At 47.7% G+C, this 22900-nt stretch carries 26 protein-coding genes; 19 read left to right on the forward strand and 7 right to left on the reverse strand.

Annotation, left to right across the window (positions count from 1 at the left end; translation table 11 throughout):
• Nucleotides 1-36: 36 nt before the first annotated feature.
• Nucleotides 37-468, reverse strand: a complete 432-nt coding sequence (locus KNO85_RS13560; protein ID WP_214790906.1) for a MarR family winged helix-turn-helix transcriptional regulator — start codon at nt 466-468, stop codon at nt 37-39.
• 19 nt (nt 469-487) lie between these two features.
• On the reverse strand, nt 488-1693 hold the full coding sequence (locus KNO85_RS13565) for an MFS transporter (RefSeq protein ID WP_214790908.1): 1206 nt from the start codon (nt 1691-1693) through the stop codon (nt 488-490).
• Between the two features lie 161 nt (nt 1694-1854).
• Here KNO85_RS13565 and KNO85_RS13570 point away from each other — a divergent pair, with 161 nt between their 5' ends.
• The 10 genes from KNO85_RS13570 to KNO85_RS13615 all read left to right on the forward strand — a co-directional run bounded on the left by KNO85_RS13570 (nt 1855) and on the right by KNO85_RS13615 (nt 7497).
• A complete protein-coding gene (locus tag KNO85_RS13570; protein WP_214790910.1) occupies nt 1855-2304 on the forward strand; it encodes a hypothetical protein in 450 nt (149 codons plus the stop codon).
• 13 nt (nt 2305-2317) lie between these two features.
• Nucleotides 2318-2776 (forward strand): hypothetical protein, encoded by a 459-nt coding sequence (locus tag KNO85_RS13575; protein WP_214790912.1) that lies wholly within the window; start codon nt 2318-2320, stop codon nt 2774-2776.
• Nucleotides 2777-2785: 9 nt separating this feature from the next.
• A complete protein-coding gene (locus KNO85_RS13580) occupies nt 2786-3250 on the forward strand; it encodes a hypothetical protein (protein WP_214790913.1) in 465 nt (154 codons plus the stop codon).
• Nucleotides 3251-3301: 51 nt separating this feature from the next.
• A complete protein-coding gene (locus tag KNO85_RS13585; protein ID WP_214790915.1) occupies nt 3302-3784 on the forward strand; it encodes a hypothetical protein in 483 nt (160 codons plus the stop codon).
• A gap of 67 nt (nt 3785-3851) precedes the next feature.
• Nucleotides 3852-4829 (forward strand): DMT family transporter, encoded by a 978-nt coding sequence (locus KNO85_RS13590; protein WP_214790917.1) that lies wholly within the window; start codon nt 3852-3854, stop codon nt 4827-4829.
• A 12-nt stretch (nt 4830-4841) separates the two neighbouring features.
• Nucleotides 4842-5267: a DMT family transporter gene (locus tag KNO85_RS13595; protein WP_214790919.1), complete on the forward strand. Its 426-nt coding sequence runs from the start codon at nt 4842-4844 to the stop codon at nt 5265-5267.
• A gap of 12 nt (nt 5268-5279) precedes the next feature.
• A complete protein-coding gene (locus KNO85_RS13600; protein WP_214790921.1) occupies nt 5280-5939 on the forward strand; it encodes a Crp/Fnr family transcriptional regulator in 660 nt (219 codons plus the stop codon).
• 12 nt (nt 5940-5951) lie between these two features.
• A complete protein-coding gene (locus KNO85_RS13605) occupies nt 5952-6425 on the forward strand; it encodes a DMT family transporter (RefSeq protein ID WP_214790923.1) in 474 nt (157 codons plus the stop codon).
• A 129-nt stretch (nt 6426-6554) separates the two neighbouring features.
• On the forward strand, nt 6555-7016 hold the full coding sequence (locus KNO85_RS13610) for a hypothetical protein (RefSeq protein WP_214790924.1): 462 nt from the start codon (nt 6555-6557) through the stop codon (nt 7014-7016).
• Nucleotides 7017-7032: 16 nt separating this feature from the next.
• Complete coding sequence (locus KNO85_RS13615) at nt 7033-7497, forward strand: APC family permease (protein ID WP_214790926.1); 465 nt, start codon at nt 7033-7035, stop codon at nt 7495-7497.
• Between the two features lie 120 nt (nt 7498-7617).
• On the opposite strand, the gene KNO85_RS13620 is transcribed toward KNO85_RS13615, so the two are convergent.
• The 3 genes from KNO85_RS13620 to KNO85_RS13630 all read right to left on the reverse strand — a co-directional run bounded on the left by KNO85_RS13620 (nt 7618) and on the right by KNO85_RS13630 (nt 10692).
• Complete coding sequence (locus KNO85_RS13620; RefSeq protein ID WP_214790928.1) at nt 7618-8346, reverse strand: AAA family ATPase; 729 nt, start codon at nt 8344-8346, stop codon at nt 7618-7620.
• 9 nt (nt 8347-8355) lie between these two features.
• A complete protein-coding gene (locus KNO85_RS13625) occupies nt 8356-9081 on the reverse strand; it encodes a hypothetical protein (RefSeq protein WP_214790930.1) in 726 nt (241 codons plus the stop codon).
• 114 nt (nt 9082-9195) lie between these two features.
• Nucleotides 9196-10692: a phytoene desaturase family protein gene (locus KNO85_RS13630; protein ID WP_214790932.1), complete on the reverse strand. Its 1497-nt coding sequence runs from the start codon at nt 10690-10692 to the stop codon at nt 9196-9198.
• Nucleotides 10693-10878: 186 nt separating this feature from the next.
• On the opposite strand from KNO85_RS13630, the gene KNO85_RS13635 reads away from it, so the two are divergent.
• The gene (locus tag KNO85_RS13635) at nt 10879-11262 is read left to right on the forward strand and encodes a hypothetical protein (protein ID WP_214790934.1); all 384 of its coding nucleotides are present in this window, start codon (nt 10879-10881) and stop codon (nt 11260-11262) included.
• A gap of 32 nt (nt 11263-11294) precedes the next feature.
• On the opposite strand, the gene KNO85_RS13640 is transcribed toward KNO85_RS13635, so the two are convergent.
• Complete coding sequence (locus KNO85_RS13640; RefSeq protein WP_214790936.1) at nt 11295-11903, reverse strand: TetR/AcrR family transcriptional regulator; 609 nt, start codon at nt 11901-11903, stop codon at nt 11295-11297.
• A gap of 171 nt (nt 11904-12074) precedes the next feature.
• Between KNO85_RS13640 and KNO85_RS13645 the strand changes: the two genes are divergently transcribed.
• Nucleotides 12075-12803: an ABC transporter ATP-binding protein gene (locus KNO85_RS13645; protein WP_214790938.1), complete on the forward strand. Its 729-nt coding sequence runs from the start codon at nt 12075-12077 to the stop codon at nt 12801-12803.
• Nucleotides 12796-13809, forward strand: a complete 1014-nt coding sequence (locus tag KNO85_RS13650; protein ID WP_214790940.1) for an ABC transporter permease — start codon at nt 12796-12798, stop codon at nt 13807-13809. Before KNO85_RS13645 ends, KNO85_RS13650 begins: the two co-directional genes overlap by 8 nt.
• Nucleotides 13810-14396: 587 nt before the next feature.
• On the opposite strand, the gene KNO85_RS13655 is transcribed toward KNO85_RS13650, so the two are convergent.
• Entirely contained in the window at nt 14397-15893 is a 1497-nt protein-coding gene (locus KNO85_RS13655) for a DHA2 family efflux MFS transporter permease subunit (protein ID WP_214790942.1), read from the reverse strand.
• A 164-nt stretch (nt 15894-16057) separates the two neighbouring features.
• On the opposite strand from KNO85_RS13655, the gene KNO85_RS13660 reads away from it, so the two are divergent.
• From KNO85_RS13660 to KNO85_RS13685, 6 genes are all read left to right on the forward strand, one after another.
• Nucleotides 16058-16930, forward strand: coding sequence for a TetR/AcrR family transcriptional regulator (locus KNO85_RS13660; RefSeq protein WP_214696929.1), 873 nt, complete (start codon nt 16058-16060; stop codon nt 16928-16930).
• 147 nt (nt 16931-17077) lie between these two features.
• Nucleotides 17078-18091 carry a LacI family DNA-binding transcriptional regulator gene (locus KNO85_RS13665; RefSeq protein ID WP_214790943.1) on the forward strand — a complete coding sequence of 338 codons (1014 nt, stop codon included), beginning with the start codon at nt 17078-17080 and terminating at the stop codon, nt 18089-18091.
• A gap of 201 nt (nt 18092-18292) precedes the next feature.
• Nucleotides 18293-19603, forward strand: coding sequence for an ABC transporter substrate-binding protein (locus tag KNO85_RS13670; protein WP_214790945.1), 1311 nt, complete (start codon nt 18293-18295; stop codon nt 19601-19603).
• A 59-nt stretch (nt 19604-19662) separates the two neighbouring features.
• On the forward strand, nt 19663-20565 hold the full coding sequence (locus tag KNO85_RS13675; RefSeq protein ID WP_214696921.1) for a carbohydrate ABC transporter permease: 903 nt from the start codon (nt 19663-19665) through the stop codon (nt 20563-20565).
• A 3-nt stretch (nt 20566-20568) separates the two neighbouring features.
• Nucleotides 20569-21498 carry a carbohydrate ABC transporter permease gene (locus KNO85_RS13680; protein WP_214790947.1) on the forward strand — a complete coding sequence of 310 codons (930 nt, stop codon included), beginning with the start codon at nt 20569-20571 and terminating at the stop codon, nt 21496-21498.
• Between the two features lie 24 nt (nt 21499-21522).
• Nucleotides 21523-22875, forward strand: a complete 1353-nt coding sequence (locus KNO85_RS13685; RefSeq protein WP_214790949.1) for a GH1 family beta-glucosidase — start codon at nt 21523-21525, stop codon at nt 22873-22875.
• Nucleotides 22876-22900 lie beyond the last annotated feature (25 nt).

The raw sequence follows: 22900 nt of genomic DNA on the forward strand, positions 1-22900 counted from the left end.
AAGACAAATCGTCCGACTAGAGACGATTTGTCTTTTTCATTTAAACTTCTGAATCATCAACGCGAGCGAGCGATTGATCATCTTCATCTCGTCATCCTCGAGGACCGAAAACATCTCTTCGGCGAGGCGCTCTTCAATCGCATCGATTTGTTTCGAGTACGCCAGACCGTTCGGACCGAGCCGGATGAAGCTTTCCCGAAGGTTCTCGGGGTTTTTTTCCCGAACGACGAAATCACGTTGTTCGAGCACTTTGAGCACCTGGCTGACGGCACTTTTGGAGATGGACATCTTCGTCGCGATCTCTGTCGTTGTCCACGTCTCTTGGCGCTTAAAGAGAAGCAACATCTGTTCTTGTTGATAACTCAACTCGAACTCGTTCAGTTCCGTAAAATATTTCGTGAACAGCAAGTCGAGTTCATCGATTTGACGATACATCGTGAGGACTTGTTGTTTTCGTGTTTCGTTCAACGTGTCATTCATCCTTTCTTTACGGTGTCTGTAGGAACGTTTCGCTCCGGAAATACAAGAGGACACCACACACTAGTCCGATTATACCAAATGCCAATAAGAGCGTTTGAATCGGTACAGATAAGGCGACGAGCACCGATAAAATGGCGAACGCAATCGGCTCAAGGCCAGAGGCGGCAAGCGACATGATGCTCATGACGCGCCCGATTTTATCAGGTTCGCTTTGTGCCTGCATGATGGTGACGGTCGGTAAATACACGAGCATGATCATAAATCCGCTCATAGAAGCCGCGACGGCGAGAAGCGGAATCGATTGAACTTGCGTGTAGAGGAAGAATGCACCGAGTGTCAGGAATAGGGCGCGGAAGACGAAGCGTCCACGATGAACCGACCGCAATAATAGAATCAGGAAGCTTGCGACGAACGTTCCAACAGCGAGTCCGCCTTCGATGATACTTAAATCAAAAGCCGTCCCGCCGACCGCACCGACGAGAATCGGGATACTCATAATGAGTGGTCCCATGACGAACAAGTTGACGATGGCGATTGCGAACGTTCCACTTCGTAAAACAGGTGTCTTCGATACGTAACGAATCCCTTCTTTCAAATCAACGAGTACATCTTTTGGTGAGAGTGGAGCGACCTCGGGAATGTGATCTTGAATTAGCCGAGGCATAATCAAAATCGCCGAGAGGAAAATCAAGGCAGCGGCTGTGCCGAAACTGAGACCAAAACTTCCCCACGTCAGTAGAATCCCTGCGAGGAACGGACCGATGACGAACATCAGCTCGAGTGACCCTTGGAAGAGGGAGTTCGCCCGTTGTAACTGTTGACCTGATACGATTGAAGGCATAAGTGATGACAGTGCTGGGTAAGACATGCCGTCTAAAAGACCAAACAATACGGAGATGATCAAGAGTGCTGCCACCGAATATGCGTCTGCAAAATGGAGCGAGACGACAATTAACATCAACACGCCTTGCCCGATATTCGTTAAACATAACAAGCGACTCTTTTGGAACCGATCGGCGAACACACCACCGAACACCATCATGACAACGCGAGGTAACGAAACTGCGGTCAAAATGATTCCGAGTAGCGTCGGTTGTTTCAACACATCAATGGTTAACCACGAGACGCTCAAGAAGAAAATTGAAAACCCGAGCGTGAGCGTCATCCCGGATAACCAGGTAAACACAAATCGGGAATTGCTTAATAAACTCATGTTGATAACCTCTTACTTTCATTCTTTAAGATATAGTTAAGTTAACTAAACTATAAGCTGAGACGGTCATATCGTCAAGAAACATGACTTTGGTACGAAAATGTAAAATAACGGAACTTTTCTCATGCTCATCCCGTATAGTGAAATAAGAGGTGAACGAGATGAATAAACAAGAACGACTACATACAATCAAACAATCAAATCGAAAGTGGCTTTTGCAACGCTTACTTTTAGCGCTTCCGGCAGGTCTTGCAGTTTACTTCCTCATGCGAACTGACGGGAACATCTGGATCGGGTTCGCCATCATCGGTGGAGTGTTACTTGCGACGCGTTACTTTTTTTCGAATGAAGCCGAGGCAATCAGTCAATTGTCGGACCAGGAACAGGTGAAACGTGTCGTGACACTGCAGTATCACCTGGACTTCCTCTTTATCGCATTGCTCGGACTCGTCAATCCGCTAGCCATCCGAATCATAGACTGGTCTTGGATTCCTGTGGTCCTCATCGGTGGGGCATTGCTTTACATCTTATGGGCGCAAGAGAAGCTCGATCAACAAATCCGCTGGCTCGACCCGGAACAACCGACACGTCGCGAGATTCGACGATTCTGAAAGGATGAATGAGATGAATAAACAAGAACGAATCAATACGATTTATCGTTATCAGCAGCGTTGGCTTTTTTGGAGAATGGGGCTGGCAGGTCTGACCGGGATGTTCGTCTTTCTGGCACTCCAGTCAGACGGTGCGTCAAGATATATCATTCCATTAGGGATCACATTAGCGGGTATGTTGTTCGCAATCGGACGAGAGCGTCGCTTTGTTAGAAAGTTAACGGATGTGGAACAAGCCAAACGGATCATCGATTGGCAGTATGTATCAGAAATGGGGCTACTCGTCTTGTTGGCGATTCTCTTCCCATTCATCGTCTTGATCAATTGGCCGGAATGGTCGCTCTTCGTTGTATTCTTGGGCGGGGTTATCTTATTGCAAGTCGCACAGAAAAAGCTCGACCGACAGATTCCTGAGTATGACGTGGAGCAGCCAATGCGTCACGAAATCAAACTCGACTTCGTGAAAGATTGAGGTGACACCGTGGATAAAGCGGAACGACTTCAACGAATTGAACAGTTTGAGAAACGATTCACCCGTCTCAACATCATCGTGAGTGTAGTCATGCTAGGCGTATCCATCTATTTTCTATCGACATGGAGCCCATATAGCATTCTCTTACCAGGTGCCGCACTTCTTTACACGACATGGCTTGAATGGAACAAGATGAGATTGCAGCAATCCTTCAATCCCTCGACACGCTATCATCGTCTGTTGCGAATCGATTTTGCTGTCATGTTGATCAGTTTAATATGGTTCATGATTTTGATTGCTATGCATTTCATTGGAATCAATATCTTACCGTGGATGAGTTGGACACTTCTCATTGGCGGACCGTGTCTCATCTTGTTTCCACGTTGGAGTGACCGAAAACAGTCCACACTTGATGAACACCACGTCACATCGGGCGAATGGTCACAGATAAGATTGAAGCGAAAAGTTACTTAAAAATATAAAAACTCACAATAAAGCACTACAGATCTTGCGAAAGGAGTACATATGCTGACGAAAGAAAAGCGAATTGAACGGTTACTCGAGCAGGATGACAGTCAATGGCGTTGGGGATGGGGCGTCGCCATCGCGACTGTCGTGATGACATTCCTAATCGCTGCGCAGTACAGACTGTACGCACCGCTCATCGTGTTCATCAGTTTTTTTCCGTACCTCTGTCTCGAGTGGCGGAAGACAAAACTGCTCCTCACCTTTAACGAGAATGCGCGTTATCAACGTTTGGTATATACAGACTTCGGGATTCAATGGCTCTGCTTCGTCTCGACCATCTGCCTATTGGCCGCCTATTATGCCGATTTGTTATCTCCTATTTTAGCGATTGCCGGGTTATTCGGAATCGGTGCCCTATCAATTCTTGGACCATATGTCATCAATCGCTACTTGCACACCCTCGATCCCCATCATGTGCGAGGGAAAGAATTGCGCGAAGCGCGCGATCAGCGTTTCCATGAGTCCAAAACGAACACCTGAAAAGGGTTCGTTTTTTGTTTGAGGACATCGGTCCTTTTCTTCTTGGTTGCCGAGGCGTAAGCTGACAATGTACACAGAACTAGAAGAAGAATCGAGGAAGACATTCATGTTGGCTATTTTGATTGGATTGACGATTGGGATTTTGTTGCCGATGCAGACGAGCGTGAACTCTCGTTTGCGCCAGGTGGTCGGATCCCCATTCGTCGCATCATTTTTATCGTTTACCGTCGGGACCATCTTTTTGTCCTTGTTGCTCCTGTTGACCGGACAATCATTCGGCTTTGAGAGCTCAGTGATTCGGGAAGGTCCTGGTTGGATGTGGATTGGCGGATTATTAGGTGTCCTGTTTTTAACGGGGAATATTTTGTTGTTCCCGAGACTTGGAAGTGTCCAGACTGTCATCATGCCGATCTTCGGACAGATTTTAATGGGATTATTGATTGACCATTTTGGCTGGTTCAACTCGGTCGAGCATCCGATCACGGCGTTACGCTTGTTCGGGGTCGTACTCGTCTTACTTGGCGTCATCGGAACGGTCGCGTTATCCGACTGGCTCAACCGCCGAAGAGGCAAGTTGGTCGTCTCGATGGAAACAGACACCGAGAACTTGAACCTTTGGCGACTGTTCGGGATTTTCACGGGAATGATGAGTGCTACGCAAACGGCCATTAACGGCTATTTGGGAACGGTGCTTGAATCGGCACTGAAAGGGGCACTCGTCTCCTTCGTTGTCGGGACGATGGCACTTTTACTCATTTTACTCGTCTCGCGTCAACCGGTTCCGCTCGGACAATTGAAAGGTCAACCATGGTGGATTTGGCTTGGTGGAATCATTGGGGCGCTCTTCATCGGAGGAAACGTCCTCATCGTTCCGATCGTCGGGACAGGGATTGCTGTCATCATCGTCATTGTCGGGCTGTTATGTGGTAGCTTGCTAATCGATCGCTTCGGTTGGTTCGGAGCGAAGAAGAACCCGGTCACCGGTGTTCAACTCGTGAGCCTGATCGTCATGGTGCTTGGGATTGTATTGATTCGTTTGTCATAAAGGGGGAGAAAGATGAGAGGTGTGTTGTTTGCAATCAGTGGAGGCTTCTTTCTGACGCTACAAAGTGTGGCGAATGCGCGAATCAGTTCACAGATTGGGACGTGGCAAGCGGCGACGTTGACGCAGTTCACGGGATTCGCTGTCGCCCTTCTCGTCATGTTAGTACTGCGAGATCGCACGTATGCACAGATGCGTCATGTGAACCCGCTTTATTTATCGGGTGGTGCGTTTGCGGCGCTCATCTTGTTCAGTAATATGACGGCCGTTCATGAGCTCGGGGTCACACTTACGATTTCCCTGTTTCTCATTGCACAGTTGGCGCTTGCGCTCGTCATCGATTGGCGCGGCTGGTTCGGGATGGTACGTCGGAACTTAAACGCGGCGCAGTTGTTCGGGGTGTTCATGATGATTGCGGGCGTCATCTTATTAAAATGGTAAGGGGAGACGGAAATGGTTGATGCATACGTGAAACGATTTGAATTAGACGTTTTGCCCGTTGCTGCGCAACAAAAATTGCAACTCGTCCATTACGAAGCGGGCGATGTCATCTGTACACAAGGTGATGAAGCGGAGCACCTCCGTTTCTTAGTGAAAGGAAAGATTCGCGTTTCACACACTTCCGCTACCGGCAAGCGACTCGTCCTTTCTTTTAAATATCCGCTCGATTTAATTGGAGATATCGAGTATATTCAGCGGACTCCTTACTTGAATACGGTCGAAGCGGTCACGGAAGTCGAGATGCTCGTCATCCGGTTCGAAGACTTGGTCCAGCACGCACACCAAGAAGTCGCCTGGTTACATTATTTGTTAGAAGAAATCACCCGGAAATTCGAACGGAAGTCGCAATCGCTCAGCTTCAACCTGTTCTATCCCGTTGAAGTACGCCTGGCGAGTTATCTGTTATCGATGACGCCAGATGACCAAACGCTCGGCTCGACCGTGGATCAATTGACGGATATTGCCGATTTGATTGGGACGAGTTATCGTCATGTGAATCGAACGCTTCGGCGTTTTGTTGAAATAGGCTTGATTGAGCGCAATCGAAGGATGATTACGATTATTAATCGAGAAGGGTTGATAGAGATTGTCGGGGAGAGCATTTATGAATAGGAGGGAAGAACCGTGGCGATTGGAATGATGCTTGCCATCTTCGGTGGAATGCTCGTCTGTGTGCAAAATACGTTTAACGCCAACGTCAAAAAGCGTGTCGGTGCATGGGCGACGACGACACTCGTTCTCTGTCTTGGATTTTTAGCGTCACTACTCATTGGGTTGTTCCGAGAAGGCAGTGCCTTGTTCCAAACGACGGATATGGAGACATGGTACTGGTTCAGCGGAATCCTCGGCGTCGGGGTCGTCATGAGTGTGACGCAAGGTGTCGAGCGGCTCGGACCGAGTTACGCCATCTCGATTGTCATGGTGTCACAAATCCTGTTTGCTCTCCTCTGGGATACGTTAGGCTGGTTCGGATTGACGGCCGTCCCGTTCACATGGAAGACGGTCGTTGGGATTGTGTTAATCGTCGGTGGGGTACTCGTGTTTCAGTTGAGTGGTAAGACACGAGTCACATCAGCCAAAGTCTCAAAGGCGGGTTAACGACAAGCATCTGATACCCATCAGGTGCTTTTTCCTTTTTAATGGAAAATCCTCGAAACTTCGCTTTCAGATTGGTAAGATAAAATTACCGAGCGAATTGGATGATTTTTACTGCTGGAGGTGTATGAGATGTTGCGTGACGAACGAATGGAGTACTTATACGATCAATCGTGGACGAAAAAAGGCCCACTTCTCGTGATGGTCATCGGTGTAGTGACGGCACTTTGGTTATGGTTCAATGATTCAAAAATGAGCCTGTCTCTGTTCATTTTCTGCGCGGTGATGTTCATGCCGCTTCTGTTTGCGACGTGGCATAAAGTTCAGTTGTTTTTACAGTTTAACGATTCATCCACATACCGGCGCTTCATCTATTTAAAAGGTGTGTCTCAGTTTATTCTCTTGATCGGTGTCATGTCGATGTTGGCGTTCTACTCACTGAAGTACATCACGCTAGACACGATGAGTCTTGGAGGGGCCATGCTTATCGCAAGTTGTCTTCTTTTAGATTCATGGGTCGACTGGAAGATTCTAAAGGTCGATGACGAGCATGTCGTCGAGAGCTTATTAGGACTGATGAATCGGGAGAAATAAAGAAGGAGGAAGGTAAATGGATAAACAAGAACGTATACCAAAAATGGTCGAACATGACCTCGATGGCCGAGGGGTCGGTGCGGTATTTGGGATCATCGGTCTGTTTTTCTTTCTGGTTGTTTCGGTCATAAAAGGTGTCACGGTGACGACGGTTGCCTTCTCTTTCCTCGTGACCCAACTGCCGATGCTCTATCAAGCGTGGCGACGGCTGAAGTTGTTACGCACATTCAACGAAGACGAAGAATACCAACGCCTCGTTCGTCGGGAATTTCTCATTGTCGTCGCTATGTTTGCGTCACTTGGTATATTCACCTTTCTCACGTGGTTCGTATTGGATTCGATGCAGGAACTACTCGGTATCGCATTGATTGGCGTCATCCCGTTTCTCATCTGGTACATGACGATGGACCGTAAACTGCGTGAAGCGGACCCGGAACATGTGACGAATCGGGAATTACGAAGCGCACGTCGTGAACAATAAAAATCAGCTCTGACACGCGTCAGGGCTGATTTGTTTATGAGAACATCGCAACGAGAAAGCCGCAGACGACCATCCCGATTGTATAAAATGTGAACTGGTGTCGTTCCCAAAACGAGTCATTCATCGTGTCACCGCCACATCATCAAGCGGTGTATCGACCATCCGAACGAATGCTTCGTCCGGGTCGGTCGTTCCAGATTCTTTGAGCCAGTCTTGGAAGTCACCTTCATATAAAATACGTCCACCATGCAGGAAGATGACGTGGGCATCAAGTTGAACCAAATCGTGCAACTGATGCGTCGAGATGAGACATGTCTTGCCTTCGTCGACGAGACGTTGCATGCGGCGCATGATTTGAATGCGGGACGCCGGGTCGACCCCGCTCGTCGGTTCATCAAATAAATAGAGAGAACGCTTGATGGAAGACAATAGCGTCACGAAGAGCCATTTTTTCTCCCCGACGGACATCTTCCCGAGTTTCATCGTCCATAGATGTTCGAACAGTTCTTGTTCTCGGGACGTCGAAAGGTTATTTACATAAGACTCGAGTTTCTTGAAGTCGGGGCGTTGCGACAGTCGTCCAATGAAATAGGCGAAGTCTTTCCCTGTCAATTCATGATGGTTATACATGAGTTGTGTCAAATACAACATGTCCGTCGTCGGGACGAGGTCGAGTGACGCTTTGTCAACGGGAAGGGTACCCGTCATACAATCAAACAATGTCGTCTTCCCGGCACCATTTTGTCCGATCAACACGTTCAGCTTATTGGGTTGCAGGCTGAACGAGACGCTGTCGAGCACAGGACGCGTCGCTTTCGGATAGCGATAAGTGAGTTGGTTTACGTGCATAAGAACCTCCTAGCGTGTGATAAGTGAGACGAGACTGAAGCGTTTCAACGCAATCGCTCCGATGATGAAATAACCGAGTATGGAAAGGGATGTCGCCCATACTCCGAACGAGAGGTCGACTTGAGTCGTCAGGTGCAGCAATCCGAGCGCGAATTCATGGAGCGCATAGAATGGATTGAGGAAGCTGAACCATTGATCAGGTGACTTGATTGCCAATAAAAAGAGCGGAAACATCAGTATGTTCACGAATGTCCCGAGACTCGATACTTTCACTGGAAGTGCCGTAATGGCGACACTTGCAATCGCGAACGGAATACTACCGATCAATACGAGTAGAGACGTTGCAATCAACTTGAACGAGAAGAACCCGTGTACGAGCGTGACGACCGTTGTGAATAAAAGCAGGCTGATGGAGGCAAATAAGAGTTGCGCCAAGATGACGGCGATGACATACGTCAGTTTGTTCCCAGAAATCATCACGTACGTTTTCATTAGTCCGTATTCACGCATACGGGCGAGTTCTATGCCGACCCCGTTCACATATGTAGCAAGAATAATATACACCCAGAAATAAGAGAGCCCTGGGTAGTATTCCGCTGTCGTTGCTTGGCGAATATCTGAAAACGACTGCGTCAAGGCGATCATGAGCGGAATTCCGAATGTCCAGATGAATGGAACTTTATCAGTGACGACAACTTTGGCATACATAAAGAAATAACTTGTGATTTGATGCATCCTGTTCCTCCGTTTGAATGTTTGAATGTTTGTATCGTAGCACAATATACGGAAGGTTATTGGGAAAAGTTTCAAAAAAATAATCCCTCATATCGAATGAGGGATTGAAGATAATCATTTCACTTTGTCGCGTTTCGCGATTTTGTCACTCACTTGCTGACCGCTGAGCGTCACCATGGGCATACCGCCGCCCGGGTTGACGGTTCCGCCGACGAAGTAGAGGTTGTGGTAAAGTTCACTCTGTTTCTTATGTTTGAAGCCGCCATTTCGATTCTTGTCGGCGACCGTCCCATAAATGGCACCTCGATCCGATCCATATGTCCGCTCGATATCATGGGGCGTCCATACGTCACGTGTCACCGTATGTTCGCGCAAGCCCTCGAGCCCCATCCGTTCTAACTTATCGAGTACACGCTCTTCAAAAGCGGCATACTCTTCTTCCGAGAACGGCACATCCTGAATATACGGAATGTGGGGCAAGATTTTGATGTTTTCATGTCCTGGTGGCGCTTGAGTCGGGTCGGTCTTGTTGACGTTGACGAGGTAAATCGTCGGATCGTCCGGCAATTCGTGTTTCTCAAAGATTTTGTCCATTTGCTCATGTAGGTTCTCAGAGAAGAAGAAGTTATGATGTGCCAGTTGTGGATAAGCTTTCTTCACCCCGAGATGGAGGACGAATCCGGAGCTGGCCGGTTCGTATTTATCGACGAGTTTGTCGACGTACTGTTCGTCCGCGTCGACCATCTTCTGATAGAAAGGAATGACTTCCATGTTCGAGACGAAATAATCGGCTGAACGGAGACGTCCATCCTCAAGCTCGATCGCTGAAATCTTTCCATTTACCGTATGGGCACGAACGACGCCTTCTCCGGTATGTAACTTCACCCCGATCTCTTCGGCAAGCTTCGTCAATCCTTCCGCGAGCTTGTGAGTCCCGCCTTCGACGTACCAACAGCCTTGGGCATATTGCATGTAAATCATCATGTTTAAGACGGCTGGTGCGTTATATGGAGACGACCCGACATATTTGACGTAATACGAGAGCATGTCCCGAAGATGCGGATTACTAATGCGCTTCTTGATGGCGCTATACATGGTCGACGTCAAATCGAACCCAAAGAGCGTTGGGAAAATACCTGTCTTCATGACAGCTTCTAAAGGTGACTCAAAGCCTTCGGCCAAGTATCCTTTCTCTGTCGTCTTATAAATGCGTGCTGCGTAATTCAGCAGCTCACGATATTCCTGCATGTCTTTTCGAGATAGGGAAGGATTTGCACGTTGCATCTGTTCGAGGTCATGGTACAAATCGAGTACGGTCTCGTCCGGGAAGAACGAGCGCCATTCGAGCTCTAATCGTTTGATGGACACATAGTCCTCCATACGTTTGCCGCTTCCGCGGAACAGCTTATCGAAGATGTGGGGCATCGTTAAAATCGAGGGCCCGAGGTCGAAACCGAACCCATCCTGTTCGAGCCGATTCACTTTCCCGCCGATATGGTCGTTCTTTTCATAGAGTGAGACGTCGTATCCTTTTTGAGTGAGCGAGATGGCTGCAGACAATCCGCCGAGCCCTCCGCCGATGACGATCACCGACTTATCCACTGATGGCATATATTCGCCGCCTTTCCGAAGTATTATTTTCAAAAAACAGAATGATTGCTACCTCTTCTATTCCCGTTTCCAAATGAATTGAACATGCTTTTACGGATTTGCCACATCCACAAAGATGTCATCCCTGAACGGAGAAAAGTTTTGTATAGTAAGGGAACAGAGTCTGAACGAAAGTAGGAATGTAGGATGATCGTAAAAACAATTACACTTCAATTTGCGAACGGCGATGAGATCATGATCCCGTTTGACGACATTGAGTCATGTCGGATGCATGATATAAAAGACGGTATGCGTGTAGCGACGGATGGTCAGGTGATTAAAGAAAAAGTGATACATGGACTCGACCTCGTATTGAAAGATTCAGCGAATCAAGTCGAATGGAGCGGACACGAGGAACCGTTTGACCGTCTGCGTCAAATCGCGGACTTACAGCACCTCACTTTTGAGTTTGAATGGATGCGAGGGAAGTCGTACCGCATCGCGTGGCATGATTTGGAGGCGTCACAAAACGTTTATCAGGAGACAACTGAAGAGAATGGAAGCTTGCACGTACAGGTTCGCGTCTCATAAAATAAGCCTCTCGCAAAAATATGCGGGAGGCTTTAGTCGTTTGATTTCACACCGCCGGCGACGAGCGGTCCTTCAAACGTGATCGTATAGATAATGCGAGCGATGTCTTCCGCTGTCTCTTCTGCTGACGGATTATTCAACCATTCGTAGATGACCCCCATGTGCGCCGAAGAGAGATAGGCGACTAGATACGGGGGCGGCACCATCATTTTGTCCGGGTCAAACAACGTAGCAGGCGAACGCTGAAACAAGGCAGCCTGCATGAATGCACGGAGCTTCGTCTGAAATGTCGGGTCTCCGTTCGGTCCAAACAGTGGCTTCATGATGATTTGGTTGTCTTCGATGAAGCGGATGAACGGAATGAGGTAATGGTACGAGTTGTCGGTCCGTTCGTCTCCGAAAATATGTGGCAAATGATGAATCAACTTTTGTTCGGCCTCTCGAAAGATTTCGTTGACGCATTTCTCCATCAACTCGAACTTATCCACATAGTGACTATAGAACGTACCTCGATTGATTCCAGCTCGTTCGGTCAATTGCTTGACGGTGACGGCTTCGAATCCTTGCTCTTCGATGAGACTGAAGAAGGCATCTTTAATCAATTTTTTCGTACGGATGACGCGTAAATCGGTTTGTTCCATATTATTTCTCCTTTTTCTCAACACAATCCATCCATCTGTCGGAAAACCGACACGATGACCAATATTGACGATTGTTGCTGTTCTGAACGAGGTCTATACTGAACATATAAACCAACACGGTGTCGATTATCTTGAGTATACACGATGAGGCGCCGAAAAGGAGTGATAGGCATGAACATTCAATTGCAACATGTCGAGAAGTCGTTCGGTGACCAGCTCGCCATCGACAACATCGACTTTACCATCCCGTCTGGAGAGATTTGTTGCTTGCTCGGGCCATCCGGATCGGGAAAGACGACGCTCATTCGACTCATGATTGGCGCACTTGCACCGGACAAAGGAAGTGTCCATATCGGGGAAACAAAGATGCCGAATATGGCCATGCTCCAACAAATCGGATTTATGCCTCAAAACGATGGGTTGTACGAAGACCTGTCGGCCGAGGCGAACCTTGCCTTCTTCGGTTCGATTTATAAGTTAGGGAAAAAGGCGCTTCAAGAACGGATCACAGAAGTGCTCGCGCTTGTCGATTTATCGAACGATCGGCATAAACTCGTCCGTAATTTTTCGGGAGGGATGAAGAAGCGTCTTTCCTTAGCAATTGCGATCCTTCATAAGCCGGACGTGTTGTTTCTCGATGAGCCGACGGTCGGGATCGATCCAATTTTACGCCGACAGATTTGGGATCAGTTTCAAACGATTCGGGCGGAAGGGACGACCATCATCGTCTCGACACACGTCATGGATGAAGTGCTCGAATGTGACCGTGCTGCACTCGTCTATAATGGACGATTGATTGCTTACGATCATGTGCAAGATTTGCTTGACCAGACCGAGAACGGTCGCGTCGAAGAACTGTTCTTAATTGCTGGGAAAGAGGAGGTGGATGACCATGCGTAACTTGGCGAAACGTGTCATCTTCCAAACGTTGAACGACAAGCGCAGTGTCGCTTTGATTTTAATCGCACCGCTCCTCATTTTGACACTCGTCTACTTCTTACTCGGAGACTCGGATTACGTGCCGACCGTCGTTCTCGATGAAAATGCACTAGAACAGCTTGTCACCGCATTTGAGGACGAGACGCTCGAGGTGGAACAGGCATCGTTCGATGATCCGAAAACGTATATCGAAGACAATGAACAGGTCGATGCCGTTTTTGAAATGGATCAGGAAGGTACGACTATCACGTTACGTGAACCGTCGACGAAATCGTCAAAGGCAGTTCGTGAAATTCAAGATGCGTTGACGACGCTCAACCCGGCAGCCGAGATCGATACGTCATTCGTCTACGGTGAAGAAGACCAATCTACGTTCGATTCGTTCGGCTTCGTTTTCCTATCACTCTTCTCATTCTTCTTCGTGTTCATCCTTTCTGCGATGGCACTCGTCAAAGAACGGAGTGGGGGCACGCTTGAACGACTCTTAATGACGCCAATCAAGCGGGGACAAGTCATTTTAGGGTATACGCTCGGATACGGTGTATTTGCGGTCGTGCAGTCGATTTTCATCGTACTCTATTCGATTTATGTGCTCGGGCTGTCTTCGCTCGGGAATATGGCGTGGGTCATGTTGACGATGCTACTCATGGCGGGGACAGCGGTCCTCTTCGGAGCGACTATCTCCGTATTTGCCCGTTCGGAACTACAGGTCGTTCAGATGATTCCGTTCACGATCATCCCGCAAGTGTTCTTCTCAGGACTCATTCCGCTCGACTTAATTCCGTATGGACTCGGGAACTTGAGTTATGTCATGCCAATCTTCTACGGGGCGACGGCAATCAAGGAAGTGATGGTATACGGAAGCGGGTTCTCAGGTATCTGGATGTATTTACTCGGGTTGGTTCTCTATGCAGCCGTCTTATATCTCTTAAATATGCGGGCGCTCGGGAAATATCGGGGGCACTAATCTTTAAAGCCGTAACGCTCTATGAGTATTACGGCTTTTTATATGGCTATAAAAAAGAATCAAAAAAAGCACTCGGACGTTGCCCGAAATGCTCCTTATCGCTTGAGTAACAAAACCACGCCAGTCACGAATAGCGCGATTCCACTCACGAGTTTAACTTGATTGCACGTCACGTTCTTTCACCCCTACATTTCCATAACGTTTAGCTTTAGCAACATGTTTCGGTGTGTTCGACAGTTTTAAAGAATCTCAGTTCGTTACTTGAGATCTACCGTATAGCCCACTATTTTTTTAAAGGGATAACAAAATAGGATAGCAAGAGGACTTTTCTAATTATGTAATCCGCCATTTATTACGGAAATAAGTCGATACTTTCATAATAGCATGATTCAATACCTCATCGACCAATCTATTCAAGAAGAAGCGCAGTAATTCCCATTGCTTCAAGAACCGTTATGAGTGACTTTATCTATTGAGAAATAATACCATATATAAATTTAATTTTTACTTGGCATTGGTGTATGAAGGGAATGAGAAAATTAAAAAAGCCGCTCTGAATCTTTCGTTCAGAACGGCTTTTCCTGTTATCAATTCGCTTGTTTCAATTCTTCAACAGTCTCTACTTGATCATCGAACTTCCGCACATCCACGCGCTGCACGAAAAATGCCAGTAGGAGCGCCAAGAGGTTCATGCCGAGTGCGACGTAGAACGAATATTGAATCCCAGATAAGAGGGCTTGCTGAGTGATGGCACCCATTGAGCTCTCCGTGAGCGTCGCAGGATCGACGCCTGTCATCAATGATTCAGCCTCTGTGCGCGTCACCGAGTTCATAATAGTGACGAGAACTGCCGTGCCGATCGCACCGGATACTTGTTGGGCCGTGTTGTTGATGGCCGTCCCGTGCGGATTGAGGCGAGTCGGTAACTGGTTAAGTCCATTAGTCATAATTGGCATCATAACCATTGACATCCCAAACATACGCAACGTGTACGTCAAGACGATGTACGTATAGGTAGAATCGAGTTGGACGTTTGCGAGCATGTAGGTTGATACCGCGGTGATTGTTAAGCCTGTAATCGCCAGTAATTTTGGTCCGAATTTATCGAATAGTTTACCCGTGATCGGCGACATGATTCCCATGATGATTGCACCAGGGAGAAGCATGAGCCCTGAATCGAGTGGGGAGATGCCACGAACGCTTTGGACGTAAGCCGGTGTCAAAATCATTCCAGAGAACATCGCGACCGCGTTGACCATCGCAATGACTGATGCGAGTGCGAACATCGGGTGCTTATAGGCACGCAAGTCGAGAAGTGGTTTCTCCATATGAAGTTGACGGTAGATGAAAGCAGTCAGTGAAACGGCACCGACGATCATCGTCGCCAAGACGATTGGGTTATCCCAGCCGTCCGAGCTTGCCGAGCTGACACCGTACAAAATCCCACCAAATCCGAGTGTCGATAAGACGAGCGACAAGTAGTCGAGAGACTGATCCTTGTTTTGGACCATGACGTTTTCCGCTTTCCAAACAGCGAGCGCGAGACCGATGATGGCGAGCGGTAAAATCATTTCGAATAGGACGCGCCAGTCATAGTACTCGACGATATAACCGGAAAGTGTCGGTCCGATTGCAGGTGCCGAAATCATAACAAGCCCGAAGATTCCCATCGCCATCCCACGTTTTTCACGCGGGAAGCTGACGAGCATGACGTTCATGAGGAGTGGCCCCATTGTCGAGGCTCCGACGGCTTGAATCATTCGACCAGTCAAAAGCCAGCCGAAGCTTGGTGAGAAGGCAGCGATAGCCGTACCGAGCGCGAAGATGCTCATCGAGGTGATGAACAAGCTCCGGTTTGAAAAACGAGTGATCAAATAGGCGGATGCCGGGACGAGCACACCCGTCACGAGCATAAAGCCGGTCGCGAGCCATTGAACGGTCGAGTAGTCAGCGATTTCTAAGTCGACCATGATTGATGGGAGTGCGACGTTCAGTAATGAGTTGTTTAAAAATGCGATGAACGCACCCGCAAAGAGGACCGCCAGCATGACGTACGGCGGTTTCTTTTGGAATTCTGGTTTCATATGGATGGCTCCTTTATTTTCTAAATAGTTATGTGTTGGTAAGTGTCGATGAAATGATTTTATACCCATTGTATAAATAAAGCAACCATTTTGTACTATTAGTCTAAAGTGGTTTTCGGTGCTATAGTAGATGTACAAACCAGACAGAACGGAGCCACGGAAATATGAAAGAGAAAAAGAGAAAAGTCGCAGATATTGCCATGTCTCTCTTCATCGAAAATGGGGTGCAACACACATCGGTGCAAGAGATCATTGATCGTGCCAACATATCCAAAGGAACGTTTTATAACTACTTCTCATCGAAGACGGATTGTGTGGCCAGTATCCTCGAAAACTTGCGGTATGATGCCGGACAGCGCCGGATCGAGATGCAGATGGGACGTGACAAACGAGATCGTGACGTCTTTATCGAACAGATTTCGATTTTGATTCAATTGAATGAAGAACGGAACTTGCACGCGTTGTTTGAATCGATCATGTCGTCGAACGAGAATGAATTGAAGAAACTTGTACTTCAACATCGCATTTATGAAATTGAATGGATTGCGATGCGTTTGACGGAAATCATCGGAGAGTCTGTGAGACCATATTCAATGGAATTGACGGTGCTCTTTAACGGGATGTTGCAACACATCTTGTTCACGAACCGGATTACGAATGCCGCCTACTCTCCTCAAAAAGTCGTGCGGAGTTTATATACGTATGTCGAGTTGATTGCCGCCCGGATGATGGAGACAGGAGAGCACGTCTTGAACCCGGTCACGGTCGATCAAATGCGTGGAACGACAGATAAGCATCTCATTACAATTGAAGAATTAATCGAGATGGCTGCACGTATCGAAGAGCATGTCGAGATGACGGAAGAACAACGAGATTTGTTCGATGCAATCTCACATGAGTTGAAACAAGATCGTCTTCGAAAAATTGTTCTAGAGCAGTTGTTGAAGCCGTTCCAACGACTATTCAAAGGTGTGACAGGCGAGACAGAAGTACAAAAGTTCACGAATCTTGTGTGGCTGTATACACGGACACATTAACGACAAAAAATTATTAGATGCAGTAATATAGAAGAAACAAGGAATGGAAAAAAGAATCAAAAAGTTTCCTTGAAAAAGAATTGATTCCTACAAATTCATGCGCTACAATCAAGTTACCGAAAGCGCTTTCGGGAAGAGGAGAATAACATGGGTACGATTTATGATTTAGCCAAAAAAACAGGATTCTCAATCACGACAGTGTCCAAAGCGTTGAACAACTACAAAGACGTGAGTGACAAGACGAGAGCGAAGATTCTTCAAGCCGCTGCTGAGATGGACTACTTGCCGAACGCACATGCCCAGTCGTTATCGACAAAAAAATCATGGGCGATCGGGGTCATGTTCTCAGAAGCAAACGAAGTCGGGATGAAACACCCGTTCTTCAACGGAATCATCGAAAGTTTTCGTCACGCGACAGAGGAGCAAGGCTACGATTTAATCTTCGCCTCGCGTAACCTGCGCAACCGTGATATGAGTTATCTCGAACACTTCAAACACCGTGCGGTCGACGGCATCGTCGTCATCTGCTCGGATCGAATGGATGAGCAAGTTCAGGAGCTCATGCGAAGCGACATCCCAATCGTCGTCGTCGATATGGACAGCGCCAATTGTAGCGTCGTCTATTCCGATAACATCGAAGGGGCCCGTCTCGCTGTGAATTATCTCCATGAACTCGGTCACCGAAAAATTGCCCACATCGCTGGGGATGAGACGATTGACGCTGGAGCGGCGCGAATCAAAGGATATGAACTTGCGATGCAAGAACTGAACCTTCCGATTCAACCAGGCTACCTCGTCAACGCCGGTTTCTTCTCAGTCGACGAAGGGAAGCAAGCGATGGAACGATTGCTTGAACTTGACGATCAACCGACCGCTGTCTTTGTGGCCGGGGATCAAATGGCAATCGGCGTCATCGAAGCGATTCACGAACACGGTCTTCACGTCCCGAATGACATCTCTGTCATCGGATACGACGACATTGAAATGATCCAATACATTACGCCGAAACTGACTACGATTCGCCAAGATACGGATGAAATCGGGGAAGCGGCAGCAGAACTTTTACTTGAACAAATGACCGCGAAAGAGCGACTCACAGAACGTCGCATCATTCCGGTACGCTTAGTAGAACGAGCATCTTGTGCTCCGGTCAAACAGTGATTTATAGTCAATGATATTTCGAAGTCGCTCTCTTTTCTTCAGCAGATGGAGAGGGGAGCGCGATTTCGAAAGTCATTTTGGAAAGAATCGAAACCGCTTTCGATATTTTATTTCGAACAAACCGAAAGCGCTTTCGACAATTATTTACCTCTTTTTGCAAGCGCTTTCTACTATTACTTATAAAAAGGATGGGAACAACACATGCGTAAACTTGTTAGCTTACTTACAATTGGAGCACTTTCAGTCGGTGTCTTGAGCGCTTGCTCTGACGGCGGCAGCGAAGGATCATCTTCAGAGGGTTCAAAAGACGATGTCTTAAAAATTTGGTCATTCACGGATGAATTGAAAGAGCCAATCAAAACATTCGAAGAGCGTAACGGCGTTAAAGTCGAATTGACAATCGTACCGACCGCTGACTACGCAACGAAGTTGAAGCCAGCTCTCGAGAGTGGCGTCGGCGCACCGGACGTTTTCACTGGTGAAATCGCGTTCCTTAAACAATGGATTGACGCTGGATACTGGGAAAACCTTTCTGAAGAGCCATACAACGCAGAAGAAGTTTCTGGAGACATCGTTCCTTACGTCTTCGACCTCGGAAAAGACAAGGACGGAAACGTTCGTGCCCTTTCATGGCAAACAACTCCAGGTGGGATCTACTACAAGCGTAGCATTGCAAAAGAAGCGCTCGGTACAGATGACCCGGCTGAAGTCGGCGAAATGATGAGCTCGATGGACGGACTCTTCGAAGTCGGTGAGAAGCTTAAAGATAAAGGCTACAAACTCTTCCCAGACGAAGGTTCAATCCGTTGGTTCGCACAAGGTGATGACCCACAAGCATGGGTGAACGAAGAAAATGAGCTTGTCTTGACTGAAGGGAAACAAAACTACTTCGACTACGCGAAAGAACTTCGTGAAAATAACCTTACTGCCCTCGCACCAGAATGGTCACCATCTTGGTTCGAAGGAATGGACAAACCGATCAAAGTTAAAGAAGGCGGCAAAGAAACGGAAACAGAAGTCTTCTCTTACGTCCTCCCAACTTGGGGTCTCCACGCTGTCTTGAAAGAGAACGCGAAAGACACTGCTGGTGACTGGGCTGTTACAAGCGGACCAAGCCCGTACTTCTGGGGCGGTACATGGGTCGGAATTTACAAAGACTCTAAACATAAAGAAGAAGCTTACGACTTCATCAAACTCATGACACAAGATGAAGAGTTCTTGACTGAATGGGCGAAAGAAACAGGCGACGTCCTCGCATTTAACCCGGTTACAGAAAAAATCAAAACAGACTTCAGCGATGAGTTCCTCGGTGGACAGAACAACTATGAGTTCTTCCTCGGCGAAGCTGAATCAATCAAACCAGGGATTGTTACGAAATACGACCAACAGCTCGACACGCTTTACGGAGCGGCGGTTAACTCTTACGTAGAAGGTAAGAAATCGAAAGACGATGCAATCAAAGAATTCAAGAAACAAGTTAAGAACGCTTACCCAGACATCGTAGTAGACTGACGATGACCAACACGAGGGAGGAAGTTCCTCCCTCGGTTCTTATGGAAGGAGAAATACACGTGAAAAAATTAGATCGTTACGGCTATCTGTTCATCGCCCCGTTCTGGGTTGTTTTCTTGACGTTTAGCATTTATCCGGTTTTCTTGACGCTTTACTATAGCTTCACGAACTACACCGGTAGCCCAGGAGAAGAGATTGTCGGATTTGCGAACTATACACGGTTGTTGACGGACACATACTTCATCGAAGCGTTTTTCAACACCATCAAGATTTGGGGAGTCAACTTCGCCTTGCAGATGGGAATGGCACTTTTATTGGCGCTCTTATTCTCAGATCTTCGTTTGAAGCTAAAAGGGTTAAACTTCTTCCGTTCATTCTTCTATCTTCCAAACTTGATCACAATCAGCTCGGTCGCGCTTTTGTTCGGTATTTTGCTCGACTGGCAGCACGGTTCACTCAACATGGTGTTGATGAAAATCGGTTTGATCTCAAATCCGATCGACTGGTTGGCAGAACCAGTGACGGCTCAATTATCCGTCTCACTCATCTTGACATGGATGTGGTTCGGTCACTCCTTTATCATCGTGATGGCTGGTGTCTCAGGAATCTCAACGGATTACTTTGAAGCTGCTCACATCGACGGTGCAAACCGTTGGCAAATGTTTACGAAAGTGACGTTGCCGCTCTTGAAACCAATCCTTCTCTACATCATGATCACATCGCTCATCGGTGGACTTCAATTGTTCGACCTTCCGATGTTGATTACCGATGGAATTGGTTCACCGGACGGTTCGTTGAATACGATGGTGCTTTACTTGTATAACCAAGCCTTCAAATACAACAACTACGGCTACGCATCTGCGGTCGCTTACGGTTTATTCTTGATCACGCTCATCTTCTCGGCGATCGTCTTCAAAGGAATGTTCCGCAACGAACGCGCAACACAGAAGAAGGGGGCGTAAGCGATGGAACAAAATGCAGAAACACGGCGTATGCTTCCTGATAGCGAAGCGCAGCCAAAACGTAAAAATGACCGTCCACTCAAAGTGGCGCCACCTAAAAAAGAAAAGTCGAAACATCGTGTTATTCGAGGCTTGATTTATGCAAGTTTGACTATTCTTGCGATCATATGCTTCATCCCGTTCTTGATGATGATCATCAACGCGACTCGGACGAACGGAGAAGTCATATCTGGTTTCACCCTGATCCCTGGTAATGCGTTGCTCGATAACTACGCTACCCTCAGCGAGTACATCAACATCTGGACCGGCTTCAAAAACAGCTTGATTATTTCGGTATCGGTGACTGTCCTCTCTGGATACTTCTCGGCACTCACTGCATACGGATTCACGTTCTACAACTTCAAAGGGAAGAATGCGATGTTCATCTTCATGCTCGTCATGATGATGGTACCGGCACAGCTCGGACTCATCGGATTCTACGAAATCTCGAAGACGCTTGGAATTCTCGATTCGTTCATCCCATTGATCGTTCCAGCGATTGCGACACCGTTCACCGTATTCTTCATCCGTCAGTACACACAAGCGACGCTTCACATCAGCTTGATTGAAGCGGCACGGATTGACGGTGCGAGCGAATTGCGCATTTTCCATACCATTGCGCTCCCGATGATGATGCCAGCCATTGCGACGATGTCGATCTTCACGTTTATCGGCTCGTGGAACAACTACTTGATGCCACTTGTTCTCTTATTCTCTCCTGAGAAATACACGTTGCCTGTCTTGATGGGCTTCTTGAAAGGATCACAAGTCGCAGAAAACCTTGGCGCGCTTTACCTAGGAATCGCGATCTCGGTCGTACCGATCATGATTGCCTTCTTGTTCCTCTCGAAGTACATCGTCAGCAGTATTTCGGCAGGTGCTGTCAAAGAATAAATATAGAGAAAAGAGGAAAACACTATGCATTTTAAGAAAGACTTCGTATTCGGGACAGCCACGTCCTCGTACCAAATTGAAGGCGCACACAACGAAGGAGGACGTACTCCTTCCATCTGGGATATGTTCTGTGACATCGACGGGCGCGTGTTTGAAAAGCATAACGGCGATGTCGCATGTGACCACTACCATCGTTACGAGGAAGACATCCAGCACATCAAAAAGCTAGGTGTCGACACGTACCGATTCTCCATCGCGTGGCCACGAATCTTCCCTGCCAAGGGAGAGTACAACCCAGAAGGTATGGCGTTCTACAAAAACTTGGCGCTACGTCTCCGCGAAGAAGGAATCAAACCAGCTGTCACGATTTACCACTGGGACCTTCCGATGTGGGCTCACGAAGAAGGTGGCTGGGTCAACCGTGAATCGGTCGACTGGTTCCTCGATTATGCGAAAGTCTGTTTTGAAGAGCTTGATGATATCGTCGACTCTTGGATTACCCACAATGAGCCTTGGTGTGCCGGCTTCCTCGGCTACCATGTCGGTGTTCACGCACCGGGTCATCGTGACATGAACGAAGCGGTACGCGCCGTGCACCACATCTTGTTGTCGCACGGGAAAGCGGTCGAATTGTTGAAGCGAGAGATGAAGTCCACGACCCCGATCGGCATCACTCTCAACTTGTCACCGATGTATGCGAAGACGGATTCGGCGAATGACCGCCTTGCGATGAACAATGCCGACGGGTATTCGAATCGCTGGTTCCTCGATCCGGTCTTCAAAGGCCAATATCCGGTCGACATGATGAACTTGTTCTCCAAATATGTGCATAACTTCGACTTCATCCAATCGGGTGATATGGAGACGATCTCGACATCTTGCGATTTCTTCGGCATCAACTTCTATAGCCGTGGTATTGTCGAGTTCAACGCAGCAAATGATTTCTTGAAGGCAGACGCTTACTCGGACTACGAGAAGACGGGCATGGGCTGGGATATCGCCCCGAACGAATTCAAAGACCTGATCCGTCGTTTACGCGCCGAGTATACTGACCTTCCAATCTATATCACAGAGAACGGCGCCGCATTTGACGACGTGCTGGAGAATGGCGAAGTCCATGACGATAACCGGATCGACTACGTCCGCCAGCACCTCGAAGCTGTCTCTGACTTGAACGATGAAGGCATGAACATTCAAGGCTACTACCTCTGGTCGCTTATGGATAACTTCGAATGGAGCTTCGGATACGAGAAGCGCTTCGGAATCCTCTATATCGACTTTGAGACGCAAGAGCGCATCTGGAAAGACAGCGCGAAGTGGTATGCCGGTGTCATCGCCGACCATAAGGCCGAACACGCGGATAGCGTCGAGGCGTAACATGTATCCATCCCTGCCGCTACGG

The sequence above is a fragment of the Exiguobacterium sp. s124 genome, from assembly GCF_018617485.1.
Taxonomy (GTDB): domain Bacteria; phylum Bacillota; class Bacilli; order Exiguobacteriales; family Exiguobacteriaceae; genus Exiguobacterium; species Exiguobacterium aestuarii.